Origin of the sequence: Staphylococcus epidermidis (genome assembly GCF_006742205.1) — a bacterium.
Classification (GTDB): Bacteria; Bacillota; Bacilli; order Staphylococcales; family Staphylococcaceae; genus Staphylococcus; species Staphylococcus epidermidis.
In genome coordinates this window covers 1,003,893-1,018,952 of sequence record NZ_AP019721.1, presented here as the reverse complement: position 1 = coordinate 1,018,952, position 15,060 = coordinate 1,003,893, and the positions used below count along the sequence as shown (strand labels likewise).

15 protein-coding genes, 8 tRNA genes and 1 pseudogene are annotated in these 15,060 nt (G+C 31.1%); 7 read left to right on the top strand and 17 right to left on the bottom strand.

Annotated features, from left to right (window positions below; translation table 11 throughout):
- Positions 1 to 245 precede the first annotated feature (245 nt).
- On the top strand, positions 246 to 980 hold the full coding sequence (locus FNL83_RS05160) for a halocin C8 precursor-like protein (RefSeq protein ID WP_002456424.1): 735 nt from the start codon (positions 246 to 248) through the stop codon (positions 978 to 980).
- Between the two features lie 265 nt (positions 981 to 1,245).
- Here the strand turns inward: FNL83_RS05160 and FNL83_RS05155 are convergent.
- Positions 1,246 to 1,572, bottom strand: a pseudogene (locus FNL83_RS05155) (amidase).
- A 158-nt stretch (positions 1,573 to 1,730) separates the two neighbouring features.
- Here FNL83_RS05155 and FNL83_RS05150 point away from each other — a divergent pair.
- Complete coding sequence (locus tag FNL83_RS05150) at positions 1,731 to 2,225, top strand: site-specific integrase (RefSeq protein ID WP_002456422.1); 495 nt, start codon at positions 1,731 to 1,733, stop codon at positions 2,223 to 2,225.
- A 224-nt stretch (positions 2,226 to 2,449) separates the two neighbouring features.
- Here FNL83_RS05150 and FNL83_RS05140 read toward each other — a convergent pair.
- The 12 genes from FNL83_RS05140 to hemE form a co-directional block, all read right to left on the bottom strand.
- A tRNA-Ser gene (locus tag FNL83_RS05140) sits at positions 2,450 to 2,538 on the bottom strand.
- A gap of 53 nt (positions 2,539 to 2,591) precedes the next feature.
- Positions 2,592 to 2,663, bottom strand: a tRNA-Glu gene (locus FNL83_RS05135).
- Between the two features lies 1 nt (position 2,664).
- Positions 2,665 to 2,739 (bottom strand) — tRNA-Asn (locus tag FNL83_RS05130).
- A gap of 9 nt (positions 2,740 to 2,748) precedes the next feature.
- Positions 2,749 to 2,822: transfer RNA gene (locus tag FNL83_RS05125), tRNA-Gly, on the bottom strand.
- Positions 2,823 to 2,839: 17 nt separating this feature from the next.
- Positions 2,840 to 2,915, bottom strand: a tRNA-His gene (locus FNL83_RS05120).
- 13 nt (positions 2,916 to 2,928) lie between these two features.
- Positions 2,929 to 3,001, bottom strand: a tRNA-Phe gene (locus FNL83_RS05115).
- Positions 3,002 to 3,011: 10 nt separating this feature from the next.
- Positions 3,012 to 3,087: transfer RNA gene (locus FNL83_RS05110), tRNA-Asp, on the bottom strand.
- Positions 3,088 to 3,101: 14 nt separating this feature from the next.
- Positions 3,102 to 3,175: transfer RNA gene (locus FNL83_RS05105), tRNA-Met, on the bottom strand.
- 314 nt (positions 3,176 to 3,489) lie between these two features.
- Positions 3,490 to 4,044 carry an RBBP9/YdeN family alpha/beta hydrolase gene (locus FNL83_RS05100; RefSeq protein ID WP_001832974.1) on the bottom strand — a complete coding sequence of 185 codons (555 nt, stop codon included), beginning with the start codon at positions 4,042 to 4,044 and terminating at the stop codon, positions 3,490 to 3,492.
- 135 nt (positions 4,045 to 4,179) lie between these two features.
- Complete coding sequence (gene hemY, locus FNL83_RS05095; RefSeq protein WP_002469574.1) at positions 4,180 to 5,577, bottom strand: protoporphyrinogen oxidase; 1,398 nt, start codon at positions 5,575 to 5,577, stop codon at positions 4,180 to 4,182.
- A gap of 143 nt (positions 5,578 to 5,720) precedes the next feature.
- Complete coding sequence (gene hemH, locus FNL83_RS05090) at positions 5,721 to 6,644, bottom strand: ferrochelatase (protein WP_001829846.1); 924 nt, start codon at positions 6,642 to 6,644, stop codon at positions 5,721 to 5,723.
- Positions 6,645 to 6,720: 76 nt separating this feature from the next.
- The gene (hemE, locus tag FNL83_RS05085; RefSeq protein ID WP_002456355.1) at positions 6,721 to 7,782 is read right to left on the bottom strand and encodes a uroporphyrinogen decarboxylase; all 1,062 of its coding nucleotides are present in this window, start codon (positions 7,780 to 7,782) and stop codon (positions 6,721 to 6,723) included.
- Between the two features lie 292 nt (positions 7,783 to 8,074).
- Between hemE and traP the strand changes: the two genes are divergently transcribed.
- Positions 8,075 to 8,578 carry a signal transduction protein TRAP gene (gene traP, locus FNL83_RS05080; RefSeq protein ID WP_001829811.1) on the top strand — a complete coding sequence of 168 codons (504 nt, stop codon included), beginning with the start codon at positions 8,075 to 8,077 and terminating at the stop codon, positions 8,576 to 8,578.
- A gap of 561 nt (positions 8,579 to 9,139) precedes the next feature.
- On the opposite strand, the gene FNL83_RS05075 is transcribed toward traP, so the two are convergent.
- From FNL83_RS05075 to ecsA, 3 genes are read right to left on the bottom strand one after another with little or no spacing between them, the layout of a single operon-like run.
- Positions 9,140 to 9,757 carry a CadD family cadmium resistance transporter gene (locus FNL83_RS05075; protein WP_001829861.1) on the bottom strand — a complete coding sequence of 206 codons (618 nt, stop codon included), beginning with the start codon at positions 9,755 to 9,757 and terminating at the stop codon, positions 9,140 to 9,142.
- Between the two features lie 58 nt (positions 9,758 to 9,815).
- Positions 9,816 to 11,039: an ABC transporter permease EcsB gene (ecsB, locus tag FNL83_RS05070; protein WP_002456354.1), complete on the bottom strand. Its 1,224-nt coding sequence runs from the start codon at positions 11,037 to 11,039 to the stop codon at positions 9,816 to 9,818.
- Positions 11,032 to 11,772 (bottom strand): ABC transporter ATP-binding protein EcsA, encoded by a 741-nt coding sequence (gene ecsA / locus FNL83_RS05065; RefSeq protein ID WP_001829855.1) that lies wholly within the window; start codon positions 11,770 to 11,772, stop codon positions 11,032 to 11,034. Before ecsA ends, ecsB begins: the two co-directional genes overlap by 8 nt.
- A gap of 129 nt (positions 11,773 to 11,901) precedes the next feature.
- Here ecsA and FNL83_RS05060 point away from each other — a divergent pair, with 129 nt between their 5' ends.
- The 4 genes from FNL83_RS05060 to prsA all read left to right on the top strand — a co-directional run bounded on the left by FNL83_RS05060 (position 11,902) and on the right by prsA (position 14,681).
- Positions 11,902 to 12,327, top strand: a complete 426-nt coding sequence (locus FNL83_RS05060) for an HIT family protein (RefSeq protein ID WP_001829828.1) — start codon at positions 11,902 to 11,904, stop codon at positions 12,325 to 12,327.
- Between the two features lie 76 nt (positions 12,328 to 12,403).
- Positions 12,404 to 12,775 carry a YtxH domain-containing protein gene (locus FNL83_RS05055; RefSeq protein ID WP_002456353.1) on the top strand — a complete coding sequence of 124 codons (372 nt, stop codon included), beginning with the start codon at positions 12,404 to 12,406 and terminating at the stop codon, positions 12,773 to 12,775.
- 165 nt (positions 12,776 to 12,940) lie between these two features.
- On the top strand, positions 12,941 to 13,501 hold the full coding sequence (locus tag FNL83_RS05050; RefSeq protein WP_001829837.1) for a DUF3267 domain-containing protein: 561 nt from the start codon (positions 12,941 to 12,943) through the stop codon (positions 13,499 to 13,501).
- A 202-nt stretch (positions 13,502 to 13,703) separates the two neighbouring features.
- Positions 13,704 to 14,681, top strand: a complete 978-nt coding sequence (gene prsA, locus FNL83_RS05045; RefSeq protein WP_002456352.1) for a peptidylprolyl isomerase PrsA — start codon at positions 13,704 to 13,706, stop codon at positions 14,679 to 14,681.
- A 149-nt stretch (positions 14,682 to 14,830) separates the two neighbouring features.
- Here prsA and FNL83_RS05040 read toward each other — a convergent pair whose 3' ends face one another.
- A complete protein-coding gene (locus FNL83_RS05040) occupies positions 14,831 to 14,935 on the bottom strand; it encodes a type I toxin-antitoxin system Fst family toxin (protein ID WP_002440288.1) in 105 nt (34 codons plus the stop codon).
- Positions 14,936 to 15,060: the final 125 nt, after the last annotated feature.

Sequence of the window (15,060 nt, the reverse complement as noted above, 5' to 3'; positions counted from 1 at the left end):
GAAGTACTATGACAAAATCAGCTAATAAAATCATTTCAATTGCTATAAAAGATATGAAACATATACAAAATGTTTTAAACAGACTATTACAGATTTCTGCCAAAATAAAAAACATACCTTTTAGTAAAATGGTTAAAATTTTGATATCGACATCTACGAAATGATAATAAACACATAGGAATTATCGTTATATTAATTAGTTAAAATGATAGTATGAGTATAGAACACAATAAGGAGGAATTCTAATGAGAAAATTATTTCTATCAATTTTATCTATTATAATAATTTCAAGTTTTTGTGTTGCAACAGGGTTTCAAAACGTTAATGCTGCAAATAATGAGGTGAGCAAACCTCAAAGTAATGTGGATAGTAAAACTAAACAAAATATTATTAAAAAAATAAAAAAATCTAATGCTTATAAAAAGCACGCTAATTCAACTTCTATTGACTCAATAAAAGATGACGATATTATTGTTCATTTGGATAAAGGTAAAAACACCAATGTATATTCTATTAACTATGTATTTGGTAAAAAATTAGCTAAAATGAATGATAACCTTGCAATGATTGAATTAAAATATAACGAAGCAAACAATGAAGTTTTCTACAATCATATGATGTATTCAAAATTTGTTAAATATAATAATAAAGAATATATTAATATGAAAGGCATTTTAAATGGCAAACCTTATTATGAATTTAATATAGATCAGAAAGGTCATTACTACGATAAAAACTTTAAACATACCTCTAAAGATGAAATCGAAAAAGATTCTGCTAAAAACTTACCACCTAAAGAGCGTGGTTGGTGTGAATGGGCAGTAGGAGCTTTATGTGGTACCGGTGGAGCTGCAGGTTGTTGGGCAACTGCTACAGCTTTAGGTATTACTACTGGTTGGGGAGGCTTTTCATTAGCTACAATTTGTGGTCTGATAAGCTCTCTAGGCTGTACTGGTGCAACCAACTATATTTGTAAATAAGGAAAAGGTGATTACATGGCAATGTTTATAATGATATTTCTTTTCACGTATTCAATTATAATCACTTTAATGTATTTTAATAAAAAGAAATAACACTTTTAAAAGCGACTTTTTAGTCGCTTTTTTTGTATAAAAAAATAAGGTAGCCATAGCGACTACCCTTGTACAATGACCTGGTAATTTAATTATATCATTTCCAGTCTATTTTACCCCAATATTACTCATTTTTTATTTTTTGTTGTTTGTTTATAATTTTACTAACGGCTCAATAGAAATGTTTATTACTTGAACCTGGTGCTTGATATTTAAAGTGGTGCCACCAATATCCATCTTTTTTAATAACTTGGTCGAATTTAACCCAATCTGTCTTTCTGTATAATCACGAGCCACTTTCAACAATAGCGCCATTGATACCTAGCGACCTTCTAACTCTAATACCACTTTTAGGTGCGTTAGGGTAGAAAGTACCTCCCCAGTTCCAAGTTATCTTTTTGCTAGATGGGTTGCTTTTTAGTGCGTTTATTTGTCTACCATTGATAGCCTCTGCAAGTCTCTTAGTAAAACTGTTGATGTTCTTAGTTATATAGTCCATGTCTTTTTTACTAGTGATGAAACCTAACTAAATTAATCTATAATTTAAATTAAGTTGTCCGGTAATATTAGCATTTAACAAATCGTTTCTAGGTGTCACACCTCTAATTTACCAACCATCTTACCTAGACACCTGCACAAAAAGAAGATGAAAAGTTTATGAGCATAGAAAATTTTGTAAATTTAAAGAAGTATGTATCTGATCCCCCTATTCAATCATATGTATTTGTTTATATTTTAATCGTCACTGGAGGTCGCTTTGGAGAAGTTCAAAAACTAAGTAGAAGTGATTTAGATTATAAAAATAATACAATACACTTACCAGGAACGAAAACAGAAACTTCAGATAGAACTGTAGATATACCTGCTGCAGATATGAATATGTTAAGAAAAACATTATCTAAAATGCCAGTGAGTTTATCAAATCAATTATTCAGTACAGGTGTAGGATTGATTACACACAATGCTGTATCTAAAGTGTTACAAAAATTTTGTTTAGAAAATAAAATAGGTAAATATACTTTGCATAGTATAAGACACACGCATTGTTCTTATTTACTACTCAATGACGTATCTATCTATTACACTTCAAAGAGATTAGGTTACAAAAATATTAAAACTACTATGGATGCATATTTCGCATCTATTAGATGAAGTAGAGCAGACAGAAAGAGAAAAAACAGTGAATGTATTGGAAAATATGAACGGGAACGTAATTTAATTTTGCGGGGACGTTTTTATCAATTTAACAATATAGAGGAATGTTACGGGAACGTTTAGTTTGACTTACGAGGTTTAACGAAAGTTAATAAGATATAACAAAACCCCGTCAAATCAACGTTTTGTTTCACGAGATTTAACGAGGTACAAACAAATAACGGAGAGTGAGGGATTCGAACCCTCGAGACGCTTGTGACGCCTACACACTTTCCAGGCGTGCTCCTTCGGCCAACTCGGACAACTCTCCATGATAGAATATAATAATAAAAAAACAGAAGCGATATTTCACTTCTGTTTGTATGACTCCTACGGGACTCGAACCCGTGTTACCGCCGTGAAAGGGCGGTGTCTTAACCGCTTGACCAAGGAGCCATGGCTCCACAGGTAGGATTCGAACCTACGACCGATCGGTTAACAGCCGATAGCTCTACCACTGAGCTACTGTGGATAAATAAAATGGAGCGGGTGATGGGAATCGAACCCACAACATCAGCTTGGAAGGCTGAGGTTTTGCCATTAAACTACACCCGCTTAATGAAATACGATTATGGGGCGGTTGAAGGGAATCGAACCCTCGAGTGTCGGAACCACAATCCGATGCGTTAACCACTTCGCCACAACCGCCAAAAATAGCGAATGGTTCAGGACAGAGTCGAACTGCCGACACATGGAGCTTCAATCCATTGCTCTACCAACTGAGCTACTGAACCATAATTGTAATGGCGGTCTCGACGGGAATCGAACCCGCGATCTCCTGCGTGACAGGCAGGCGTGTTAACCGCTACACTACGAGACCTAATAAAACATGTATTGCGGGAGGCGGATTTGAACCACCGACCTTCGGGTTATGAGCCCGACGAGCTACCGAACTGCTCCATCCCGCGCTAATATTATTTTTGACTACCTATTAATCATATCATTAAATAGTTAATGATGTCAACACTTTATTTAAATTATTTTAACAATTTCTTTAAATGTCATTAAAAAATAAATGTAACACTTAAGGTTTAACGCCCTCTAAACAATTACCTATTAAGTATATAAACTTAAGCCATAATAGTCAATATCGTTTTTCGATTTATTTGTGTAAAAAATTACTTCATATATCATTTTATAATTTAAATTACTAAATGATATGAATTATTATCAATAATATTTAATGTTTGAAAGTACAGACTAGGATAGATGTGTAAACATCCTACCTAGTCATATATCCTTGCATTCTGTTAATTAAAGAAGTAAATGTTACAAAACCTTCCTCTTCTAAAAAGTGTCCCCCATCTTCTACTACACGTGTATGTCCATTAAGTGAATTCATCAGCCTTTGTGTTTCCTTGTATGAAACATATTGATCATCTTTAGACGTGAGTCCATAAAATTTATCTACTTGCTCTTTTATTTTATCGTAATCGATGGTTACCCCTTTTAAATCTACATCTTCGTCTATATCTTGTGCATCTTCTTTAAATCCTGCGATACTAAAGAAACCTTCAATGTGATGATGCGTTTCTTCAAGAAATTTTAAAGCAGCGATTGAGCCAAATCCGTGGGTCACAAAATATGTATCTTTTTTACGGATATGTAGTTGTTGTTTCATTTCATTAACCCACTCATCAATTTGAGCATGATCATTTGCTTCAAGATTGAATAAAGAAACATCATACCCTTCCAAAGTTAAATTATGCCTTAACCATTCATACCAATGATTTTTAGAATTACCATGTTTTGAGTGTACAATTATAATGTCTGTCATCTTTCCTCTCACTCCTTTATTAATTCTATTGTAAATAAAAACACTTTAAAAAGAAATCGAATAAGTTTCCTTGCCATATATTTATAGCGTAAATCTAACTTATTACATTCTTCTAATTAAAGTGTCATTATATTATTATAACTCTTCTAATATTTCATCAACTGCATTCTTACCTTGTTGTATGCAGTCTGGTAAACCGACAGCTTCAAACGGTGCCCCTGTAACACGTAATCTAGGATAAGTTGTTTTAATATGTTGTTGAATTTCTTTAATCATTTTAATATGACCCACGTGGTATTGGGGCATACTCTTAGGTAACCGATTTACAATTGTAAAATCAGGATTCCCTGAGATGGTCATCATTTGGCTTAAGTCTTTTCTAACAATTGATACTATTTCTTCATCGGTGTGATCATCTACTACAGTATCACCTGGTTTTCCTATATATGCTCGAATTAAAACTTTACCTTCTGGAGTAGTAAATGGCCATTTCTTTGATGTCCAAGTACATGCAGTAATATCCGTTTGACTTGTTCTTGCAATAACAAAGCCAGTTCCATCGTACGTATTGGTAATATTTTTCTCATCAAAGGCCAAAACAACTGTTGCGACAGTAGTAGAATCCATGTTTTTAAAGTAATCAAATGCTGGATCGTGACTAAACCAGTTCAGAAATACTTGATGTGGTGTTGTTACAAGTAAGCCATTAAATTTCTCTTTACTGTCATCTTCTAATAAAATTTCATAATCTTTTTGCGAAATCAATATATCTTTGACTGGCGTGTTATATCGTATGTGGACACCTTTACTTTCAATATCTTTAACAAGAGCCTCTATAAAAGAACTCAATCCGTGTCTAAACTGTTTGAATTGTCCTTTAGGAGCACCTGGATATAATTGACGTTTCTTAATACGTTGTTCTTTTTCGTCTTTCATTCCTTTAATCAAACTACCAAATTGTTCCTCTTTTTCCTTAAAGTTAGGAAATGTACTCATTAAGCTCAATTGATCAATATCAGTGCCATAAATACCACCCATTAGTGGTTCAATTAAGTTCTCTAATACTTCATTACCTAATCGTTGTCTAAAGAAACTACCAACAGAAATATCATCTTCAATTTCTATCGGTTTTTTAAACAAATCAAGCCCCGCTCTTAATTTACCAATAGGTGAAATGAGTCTTGTTTTAATAAATGGTTTAATATCTGTAGGAATTCCCATAATTGAGCCACCAGGAATAGGATATAATTTATTTTTAGCAAAAATATAAGATTGGCCAGTAGTATTTGTTATAAGGTCATTTTCTAATCCAATATCTTTTGCCACATCAGTCATAATTGTCTTACGACCTAAATAAGACTCAGGGCCTAACTCAATTGTGTAACCATCTGATCTATATGTTTGAATCTTTCCACCTACTCTATTTGAGGCTTCGAAGATAGTTACTTCAATAGAAGGGTCTTGTTTTTTAATGAAATATGCGCTAGATAAACCAGTGATTCCCGCTCCAATAATTGCCACTTTCTTACTCACTTTTCCACGCTTCCTTTCAGAATTGCTTAAAAATTTATTAAAATACGCCATATACCGACTCTAAAAGAAAAAATTATAAAAACAATTCCCCCTATTAAAATGGAGGAATTGTTTTGTTTAATAGGTTTGGATGACAGACTCATTTATATATGTGATTGAATTTCGTCAACAATAGCACCGATAAATAATGGATGTGTGTTAGGCATTTCTGGACGATAGTAATTTACCCCAATATCGTCACAAACCACTTTACATTCATAATCATTATCATAAAGCACCTCTAAATGTTCACAAACAAAACCTACTGGCGTATAGATAAAGTGCTTAAACTGGTGTTCCTTATATAAATCACGAGTTAAATCTTGGACATCTGGGCCTAACCAAGGTGTTCCAGTATTCCCCTCTGATTGCCACCCTTCAGCAACATGGATGATGTTAGATTCCTGTTTAAGAATTTCCGCTGTTTCATGCAATTCATGAGGATATGGATCATTATTTCTTTCAATTAACCCTTTTGGTAAACTATGTGCAGAAACTACTAATACAGTTTCATCATGTTCTTGATTAGGTATTTGTTCTAATGTTTCATTAATTTTTTCCGTCCAATATTTAATAAATTTTGGCTGCTGATAATAGTGTTTAATATGTGTTAACTGGATGCCATATTCATCTGCTTTTTCTTGAGCACGTTGATCATAAGAGCCAACAGAAAAACTAGAATAATGAGGCGCAAGAACAACTGTTACTGCTTCTTTAATTCCATCATTATGCATTTGCTCTACTGCTTCTTCAATATATGGAGATATATGTTTTAATCCGAGATAAAGTTTAAAATTCACATCATCTTGTTCTTTATTTAATGCTTCGAGTAATGCTTCGGCTTGACGATCGGTTGTTCCTGCCAAAGGAGAAAGCCCACCAATAAATTCATATCTATCCTTTAAATCTTGCAGTTCTTCTTCAGTTGGTTTTTTTCCACGTCTAATATCAGTGTAATAAGGCTCTATATCACTTTCTTTATATGGTGTACCATACGCCATTACTAATAAGCCTATTGTTTTAGTCATTAATAAAAACCTTCCTTTTAAATCTTTAATTTGAATCAATGAAGTAAGGTTTGGAATCTAACCAAATCTTTAAAAACTATTTCGCTGTATAATTATGAACAAATTCAGTCACTTTTCGCAAAGTTTCTGGTTTAACTTCTGGAAATACACCGTGACCTAAATTGAAAATATGCTTTCCACGATTTAAACCTTGATTTAATATGTCTTTGAGTCGTGATTCTATGACATCCCATGGCGCTAACAGTACAGATGGGTCTAAATTACCTTGAATTGCTTTATTGACTCCCATTTTGTCAGCTTGCTTTATTGTAGTTCTCCAATCAAGGCCTAGTACATCTATCGGTAAATCATTCCATTCATTAATTAAATGACTTGCACCGACACCAAAAAGAATGATAGGTACATCATAATAAGCTTTAATGCCAGAAATCAATTTATTCATGGCTGGCTTAATATAATAGCGATAATCCTTCACATTGAGTGCACCAACCCAGGAATCAAAAATCTGAATGATTTCCGCTCCTGCTTCCACTTGTGCTACAACATAATCAATAGAAATGTCGACGAGATGGTTCATTAAAGCAAACCATGTTTCCTCATCTCTATACATCATCGCTTTAGTAAAATTATAATTTTTTGAAGGCCCTCCCTCAATCATATAAGATGCTAAAGTAAATGGCGCTCCTGTAAAACCTATTAAAGGTACATTAAGTTTTTCTTCAGTGAGTAACTTAATTGTATCTAATACATATGGGACATCTCTTTTAGGATCTATTTGGGATAGCCTTTCTACATCTTTAACAGTTTGAATAGGATTGGAAATTACAGGTCCTATTCCTGATTTAATTTCGACATCTACACCAATTGGTTTGAGTGGTGTCATAATATCTTTGTACAATACAGCCGCATCGGTTTGATAATTATCTACTGGTAAATGTGTCACATATGCACACAATTCCGGTTGATGTGTGATTTCAAATAGAGAATATTTTTCTTTTAATTTTCGATACTCAGGTTGAGAACGTCCAGCCTGTCTCATAAACCAAACAGGTGTATGTGACGTACTTTCTCCTTTTATAGCTTTTAAAATTGTATCGTTTTTGCTGCGCACCCTTGAGTCCCCCCACAATTGAATCATTCTTACCAATGATAGCATATTGCACTTAATTAAGTATTTTAATATGCTTAAATGTCACAAAAAAGACACACTACATTTGACTGTACCAAGTGGATAAAATTCTTTAATAAGATATCTCTTATTTACTAAAAGTTGGATAGATATTAAATTACATGACTAATATTAAATAATTTATGATTTTTCTTAATTTGTCATCTAAAAATAAATTACTTTTTTATACAAATTAATCAACTTTATTTGTATATAGAACAGTAGGCTCGTATAATAAATTTAAACAAAGGAGGAATGAGCCATGTATTTATATACATCTTATGGGACTTACCAATTTTTAAATCAAATTAAACTTAATCATCAAGAACGTAGTTTATTTCAATTTTCCACTAATGATTCCTCAATAATCTTAGAAGAGTCTGAGGGAAAATCAATCTTAAAACATCCTAGTTCATATCAAGTGATTGATAGCACAGGTGAATTTAACGAACATCATTTTTATAGTGCTATTTTTGTCCCTACATCTGAAGATCATCGTCAACAGCTAGAGAAAAAATTATTACACGTAGACGTACCTTTAAGTAATTTTGGTGGTTTTAAAAGCTATCGTTTATTAAAACCCACTGAGGGGTCTACCTACAAAATTTACTTTGGTTTTGCAAATCGAACAGCATATGAAGATTTCAAAGCTTCTGATATATTTAATGAAAACTTTTCAAAAGATGCATTGAGCCAATACTTTGGTGCTAGTGGTCAACATTCCAGCTACTTTGAAAGATATTTATATCCAATAGAAGATCATTAATTCGTCAATACAAATTATATATTCAAAAAATATGAACACAGTTATTTAGTCTACTTATAAATTATATGGAATGATGTTAAAAGACATTTCAACCGTTGATAGAGATTTATCAAATTTTAGGTTAATCTGTTGCCTGTAAAAGGAACTATACTAAGCAGAGTGATTGGTGTAGTGAGATAAAAATTTGATTAATTGTTATATCCATTAATTTTTTACATCTTTCAAATTGCATTTTCTAAAGAATTTCTAAGTGCATTTTTCTATTTATGGCAATTGTTTATACGACAAGATGCCTGTGACATTACACATGGTCATAGGCATCTTTTTGTATATAGTTAAATACTTTTACTTATTCTAATTTACATTGATTAAAACACCGATTTTATTCTATCTTTAATTTAGCCATGATGTATTACCTCTTAGCTATAGCTTTAATTAGATGGCATTTCATCCTCAAACTCATCTCAATTGATTATGTTTGTTGAATTAAAAAAACGGCAACCACCATATTTACTATGGAAGTTACCGAATGAATTATAGTTGTAATATAATCTCATTACACTAAAAAACAAAATGAAAGAGTTTTTGAACTGTTCCGTTTTCAATGATAATGAATAGTCCTAAACCAATATAGACTATTGACATTATCCACCTACTAAATCTTTCAATGACTTCACCTAGGCCAGGTATATTAGCCAATTTTTGAGCGGTAAAGACAAGAATAAAAATTAAGATTACAAATGTGATTAAAGTGATAACTAATTCATAATTATTTATGGTAGTGAAATATGGTACAAATAATCCTATATTATCTGCACCACAACTTGCTAATGTGACTACTGCTACAGATTTTGATAACTCAGATAATCCTTTTTTATTTAGTTCATCTTTAGCTCTTCTTTCCCCTTCACAATCATCGAATATAGCAACCTTAATTCCTAAATAAATTGGTATAAGACCAAGCAATCCTAAAATCCATTTATCTGGTACATAGTTAAGTACATAAGCAAAAAACAAACTTACAAAAATTAAAGTTAATGACCCTAGATATTGTCCAATATAAATATCTTTATACTGTTGATAATTGTTAGCTCTTGCAAAAAATATTAATAATATAACTAATAAATCAACCGCTGTAGCAATATACAGGATGGCGGCTGTCGTTATCGTTTCAAACATTCAATCCCTCTTTTGACTTTAATAAATTAAAATAAATTTTACTCTAACTAAATTTGATTTAGTCACGTAATAATGTTTCTTGATATTTTAATTTTTTAACTGCATTTCGAATGGTTAGCCAGCCTACTATAAAGAATAATACAGCAAAAAAGAATAATTCATGGTGTTTGATTACATAAACAATCGTAAATGTAATAGCGATTATAATCATCAAGCGATTTAAAAATTGCTGATATCCCGCAATAACTTTTGTATCAGATACAGGCCAAACTTGAGGCCATAAACCGTATGCTTGTTGCGTATAAAATTGAGACATTTGTAATAAAATAATATACATAAACAAACTACCGATAATTAATGAAACAACTGGTTGTGATAACCATACCATTAATATAATAGCGATAATAACTAATCTTAAAATAATAGAAAAAGCATCGCGTCCTCTGACAAAACTTCTTATAAATAAATATAAATACATCCGATTCTCATTAAATTTGGCACCTTTAGGAACGGGTAGTAAGAAATCAAGATAACTACGACGTACTGCTGATTCTCTTAGGTGTTTTACGTCTGTAAACATATTAACGAATTTATAATAATTTGTGTGATGTTGTTGTTCAATTGCAATCACTTTTTCCCAAGGAAGTAAATAGTGATCTGCTCTAGTCTTTAGGACTAAATAAATTACAAATAATATAATCATTATTAAAAAAGCTAAATAGTTATGAAATCTTAAAATCATGTAATGCGTTACTGCTAAAGGTATAAATAATAATATGTTGATAATGAACACATTTTTATTTAATTTAACCCATTGCCATTTGATGAGTAATACCAAATATGGATATAGCAATGTACTTATAGAAAATGCGATATAAAATCCATAATGATTGTGACTTAATTTATAAAACAATGGAAAGAATACGATTAGCAAAATGAACGGTAAACTGATTCTTGAAATATAACTATAAAACAGACTTGCATTAATATAATTTTTCATGTGTCTTTCAAAAGGTAGTAAGAAGATTTGGTCCGCTTCTTTTAAGAGTGTACGAATTGGGAATAATGAAACAACAGCTAATGCTATACTAGCAAATAGTGCATAGTCTATTTGGGGAGGAATGTGACTTAACCATTCGCCATATCCAAATATAAATGCTCCTAATAGTATAAGTAGAAAAACTGTAAAGTGACCATTAAATATAAATTTATTATAATAGTTTTTCTCCTTACGTATAGCTTGTTGTCGTTTTCTAAACAAAGTTAACGCCTCGTTATTCATAAGCACTACTACCTTGTGTGACATGGATGTAAATATCATCTAAAGTTTTATCTTTTAATCCTGTTTGTTCCCGTAACTCATCAAGATTACCAAATGCAACAATTTCACCTTTATCTAAAATAATAAATCTATCACAATACCTTTCGGCTGTAGCCAAAATATGTGTACTCATTAATACTGTTCGATTTTCATTTCTTTTTTCTACCATTAAATCTAACATAGACTGTATCCCCAAAGGATCTAAACCGAGGAAAGGTTCGTCAATAATATATAATTCTGGATCAACTATAAATGCACAAATAATCATCACTTTTTGTTTCATCCCTTTAGAAAAATGACTTGGAAATACTTTAAGTTCATTTTCTAATCTAAAAACTTTAAGTAATGGTTTAGCTCTACGCATAGCCTCTTCTCTACTTAATTGATAAGCCATCGCCGTCATTTCAATGTGCTCCTCTAAAGTTAGTTCATCATAGATGACTGGTGATTCAGGTATATAAGATAACTTTCTTCTATAATTTTCAATATCTTCATTAATTTTAATATTTGAAATTGATAATTTGCCTTCCATTGGATTAATCAATCCTAGCATATGTTTAATTGTAGTACTTTTCCCAGCACCATTTAGACCTATTAAACCTACAATTTCACCTTTTTCTAATTCAAAATTCAAATCTTTAATTACAGGTTTTTTTCCATATCCCCCTGTAAGATGTTCAACTTTTACTGTCATAAGGCACCTCCATTGACTTTATTGTATCAAAAAAAATTATATAGACCTAAAAATAATCTTTACAATGATGTAGTTTTAAAAAATGAATGATATAATATGAACAAACATTTGTAGAGGAGTGTCATTATTATGTCAGAAACGATATTCAGTAAAATTATTTCAGGTGAGATTCCTAGTTTTAAGATATATGAAAATGATTATGTTTATGCATTCCTTGATATATCTCAAGTTTCAAAAGGACATACGCTATTAGTACCTAAAAAACCTTCAGCAAATATATTTGAAACTGATGAAGAAACAATGAAACATATAGGGGTTGCTTTACCTAAAGTAGCAAATGCAATTAAAAACGCATTTCACCCTGACGGCTTAAACATTATTCAAAATAATGGTGAATATGCCGATCAATCAGTATTTCACATTCATTTCCATTTAATACCGAGATATGAAAATGATATAGACGGATTTGGCTATAAATGGGAAACACATGAAGATGTAATCGATGATGAAACTAAACAAAAAATAGCAACACAAATTCAAGCACAAATATCTTAATCATGCATATTTCTTGTTATACTGGGTATGAAATAACTATTACAATTATCCGACAAATAAAGTGAGGAGAATCATAATGAAAGTCTCAAGAATATTATTTGGTTTAGGTGTAGGTGCTGTTGCAGGATTTGCAGTTGCTTTAAGACATCGTGATAACCAAAGCGTAAAAAATCATACGATTGATGCTAGTCAACCCACTGGAGCTCAATCAGAATTACAACGTGAAATAGAGAATATGAAACAATCCTTCAATGATATTCTTAATTACGGTTCACAAATCAAGAATGAAAGTATTGAATTTGGAAGTTCAATTGGCGAAGAGTTTAAAGGATTGATTGGTAATTTTAAATCTGATATTAATCCAAACATCGAAAAATTACAAAGCCACATTGAAAATTTACAAAATCGTGGCGAAGATATTAGTAATAACCTTTCAAACGATAAGTAGTTTAAAACTATGGCAACTAAGCCATAGTTTTTTTACTTCTAAATCTTAGATAGTTTAAACTTTTCACTCAGTAAAACCAACAAATATCAGCAATATCTATTGACTATTGAGCAAAAGACATAGATAATACGTAACGAATATTAACATAGAGAAGAGGCATATATTATGTTTTTATGTACTCGGCAAATCGATATACATGCACGGTTCGGTATTCAAAGAATTGCATTTTTAAGTTTAGTTGCGACAATATTTACATTTTTAGTTAGTTATGAAGTGATGTATTATTTTTTAGATACACCACTCTCAGATAGACATTTTTTTGTACTTATAGTGTTTATATTGCTCATGTACCCTATTCATAAAATAGTACATCTTTTATTCTTTTTGCCTTATTATAAATCTTTTAAAATCCATAAATTATCTAGTAAGAAATGGGTACCATATTTTAATACTTATGTTAATACGCCTGTTCACAAAATTTATTTTTGTATTAATCTCATTCTACCCATCTTTTTCCTATCTGGTATATTTATAATGCTAAGTATATATTTACCTCAATATGGACATTATTTTATGTTTTTATTATCACTTAACATAGGCTGTTCAATGATGGATATTTTATATTTAAAGATACTTCTATTTTCAAATGATGGACATTATGTCGAAGAACATCAATCAGGTCTTCATATTTTAAACAAGGTAGACAATCCTTATATACAACACTGATTTTTTAAATCCTTTACAAAGAATAGATGCAACATTCTTTATATTTATAAATAAAATATGCATAATTAAATCGCTATCAATTATGTAGTTACACCCCCCTTTCCTTGTCATACTATAGTCTGAGGAAAGGGGTTTCTAATTGGTTGATGATTAATAATATGTTATATTTACGATGATTAATACATAAAGGAGCTATCAACTTATGAAATTAATGAATAAAATTATCGTACCTGTAACAGCAAGTGCACTTTTGTTAGGTGCCTGTGGTTCAAATGCAACTGAATCGAAGGATAACACACTTATTTCTTCTAAAGCTGGTGATGTTAAAGTTGCTGACGTAATGAAAAAAATGGGCAAAGAACAAATTGCTAACACATCTTTTAGCATTGTATTAAACAAAGTTTTAGCAGATAAATATAAAGATAAAGTAGATACAAAAGATATTGATAAAGATATTAAAAAAGAAGAGAAACAATACGGCGGTAAAGATCAATTTGAAAGCATGTTAAAACAACAAGGTATGTCACTTGATGATTATAAAGAACAGAAGAAATTATCAGCTTATCAGAAACAATTGTTACTAGATAAAGTTAATGTATCAGATAAAGAAATCAAAGAAAACTCTAAAAAAACATCACACATTTTAATTAAAGTTAAATCTAAATCTAGCGATAAAGAAGGTTTATCAGATAAAAAAGCGAAAGAAAAAGCTGAAAAAATTCAAAAAGAAGTGGAAAAGAATCCAAATAAGTTTGGAGAAATAGCAAAAAAAGAATCAATGGACAGTTCTTCAGCTAAGAAAGATGGTTCATTAGGTTATGTGATTAAAGGTCAAATGGTAGATAGCTTCGAAAAAGCACTATTTAAATTAAAAGAAGGAGAAGTTTCTAAAGTCGTAAAAACAGACTATGGCTATCACATTATAAAAGCAGATAAAGAAACTGATTTTAATAGTGAAAAATCAAATATCAAACAAAAATTAATCGAAGAAAAGGTACAGAAGAAACCTAAATTATTAACTGATGCATACAAAGAATTATTAAAAGAGTATAAAGTAGACTACAAAGATAGAGATATTAAAAAAGCAATTGAGGATTCTATTCTTGATCCAGATAAAATCAAACAACAACAGCAACAACAATCACAAGGTGGTTCTGGATTAACTAATTCAGGTTCTTAATTCCTTTCAAACTTGATTGTCCTTAATTGAAATATTCATCACTCATGTTATAATATACTTAACAAAGATATCTATCATATATGCACTAACCCCCTTACTATGCCAGTAGTAAGGGGGTTTTTAGTGTGGCTAAATTTAAAAAATGTCGCCTATCGATGTTTGTCATTACGTTGACGTAGCCAATGCGTAAACAACGCAACTATACAACCACTAATAACAGTGGTGATGATGTGTACAAAGATATCTAAAATCATATATGCACCTCCTTCCCTTCATCATACGACGCCTGAGAAGTAAAGTTAGGCGACTAATTTATTATAACATGTTGTTTAAAAAACATTAAAAAAGTACAAAGACTCTAAGAATAGATACTTCTTTA

Bases quoted from the DNA above. Each gene is read 5' to 3' on its own strand.
- hemH (WP_001829846.1), bottom strand. From the start codon at position 6,644: ATGACTAAAACAATAGGCTTATTAGTAATGGCGTATGGTACACCATAT.
- FNL83_RS05040 (WP_002440288.1), bottom strand. From the start codon at position 14,935: ATGATTTTAGATATCTTTGTACACATCATCACCACTGTTATTAGTGGT.
- traP (WP_001829811.1), top strand. From the start codon at position 8,075: ATGTATTTATATACATCTTATGGGACTTACCAATTTTTAAATCAAATT.
- ecsB (WP_002456354.1), bottom strand. From the start codon at position 11,039: ATGAATAACGAGGCGTTAACTTTGTTTAGAAAACGACAACAAGCTATA.
- FNL83_RS05150 (WP_002456422.1), top strand. From the start codon at position 1,731: ATGAGCATAGAAAATTTTGTAAATTTAAAGAAGTATGTATCTGATCCC.
- FNL83_RS05160 (WP_002456424.1), top strand. From the start codon at position 246: ATGAGAAAATTATTTCTATCAATTTTATCTATTATAATAATTTCAAGT.
- FNL83_RS05060 (WP_001829828.1), top strand. From the start codon at position 11,902: ATGTCAGAAACGATATTCAGTAAAATTATTTCAGGTGAGATTCCTAGT.
- ecsA (WP_001829855.1), bottom strand. From the start codon at position 11,772: ATGACAGTAAAAGTTGAACATCTTACAGGGGGATATGGAAAAAAACCT.
- prsA (WP_002456352.1), top strand. From the start codon at position 13,704: ATGAAATTAATGAATAAAATTATCGTACCTGTAACAGCAAGTGCACTT.
- FNL83_RS05100 (WP_001832974.1), bottom strand. From the start codon at position 4,044: ATGACAGACATTATAATTGTACACTCAAAACATGGTAATTCTAAAAAT.
- FNL83_RS05050 (WP_001829837.1), top strand. From the start codon at position 12,941: ATGTTTTTATGTACTCGGCAAATCGATATACATGCACGGTTCGGTATT.
- FNL83_RS05075 (WP_001829861.1), bottom strand. From the start codon at position 9,757: ATGTTTGAAACGATAACGACAGCCGCCATCCTGTATATTGCTACAGCG.
- FNL83_RS05055 (WP_002456353.1), top strand. From the start codon at position 12,404: ATGAAAGTCTCAAGAATATTATTTGGTTTAGGTGTAGGTGCTGTTGCA.
- hemE (WP_002456355.1), bottom strand. From the start codon at position 7,782: ATGATTCAATTGTGGGGGGACTCAAGGGTGCGCAGCAAAAACGATACA.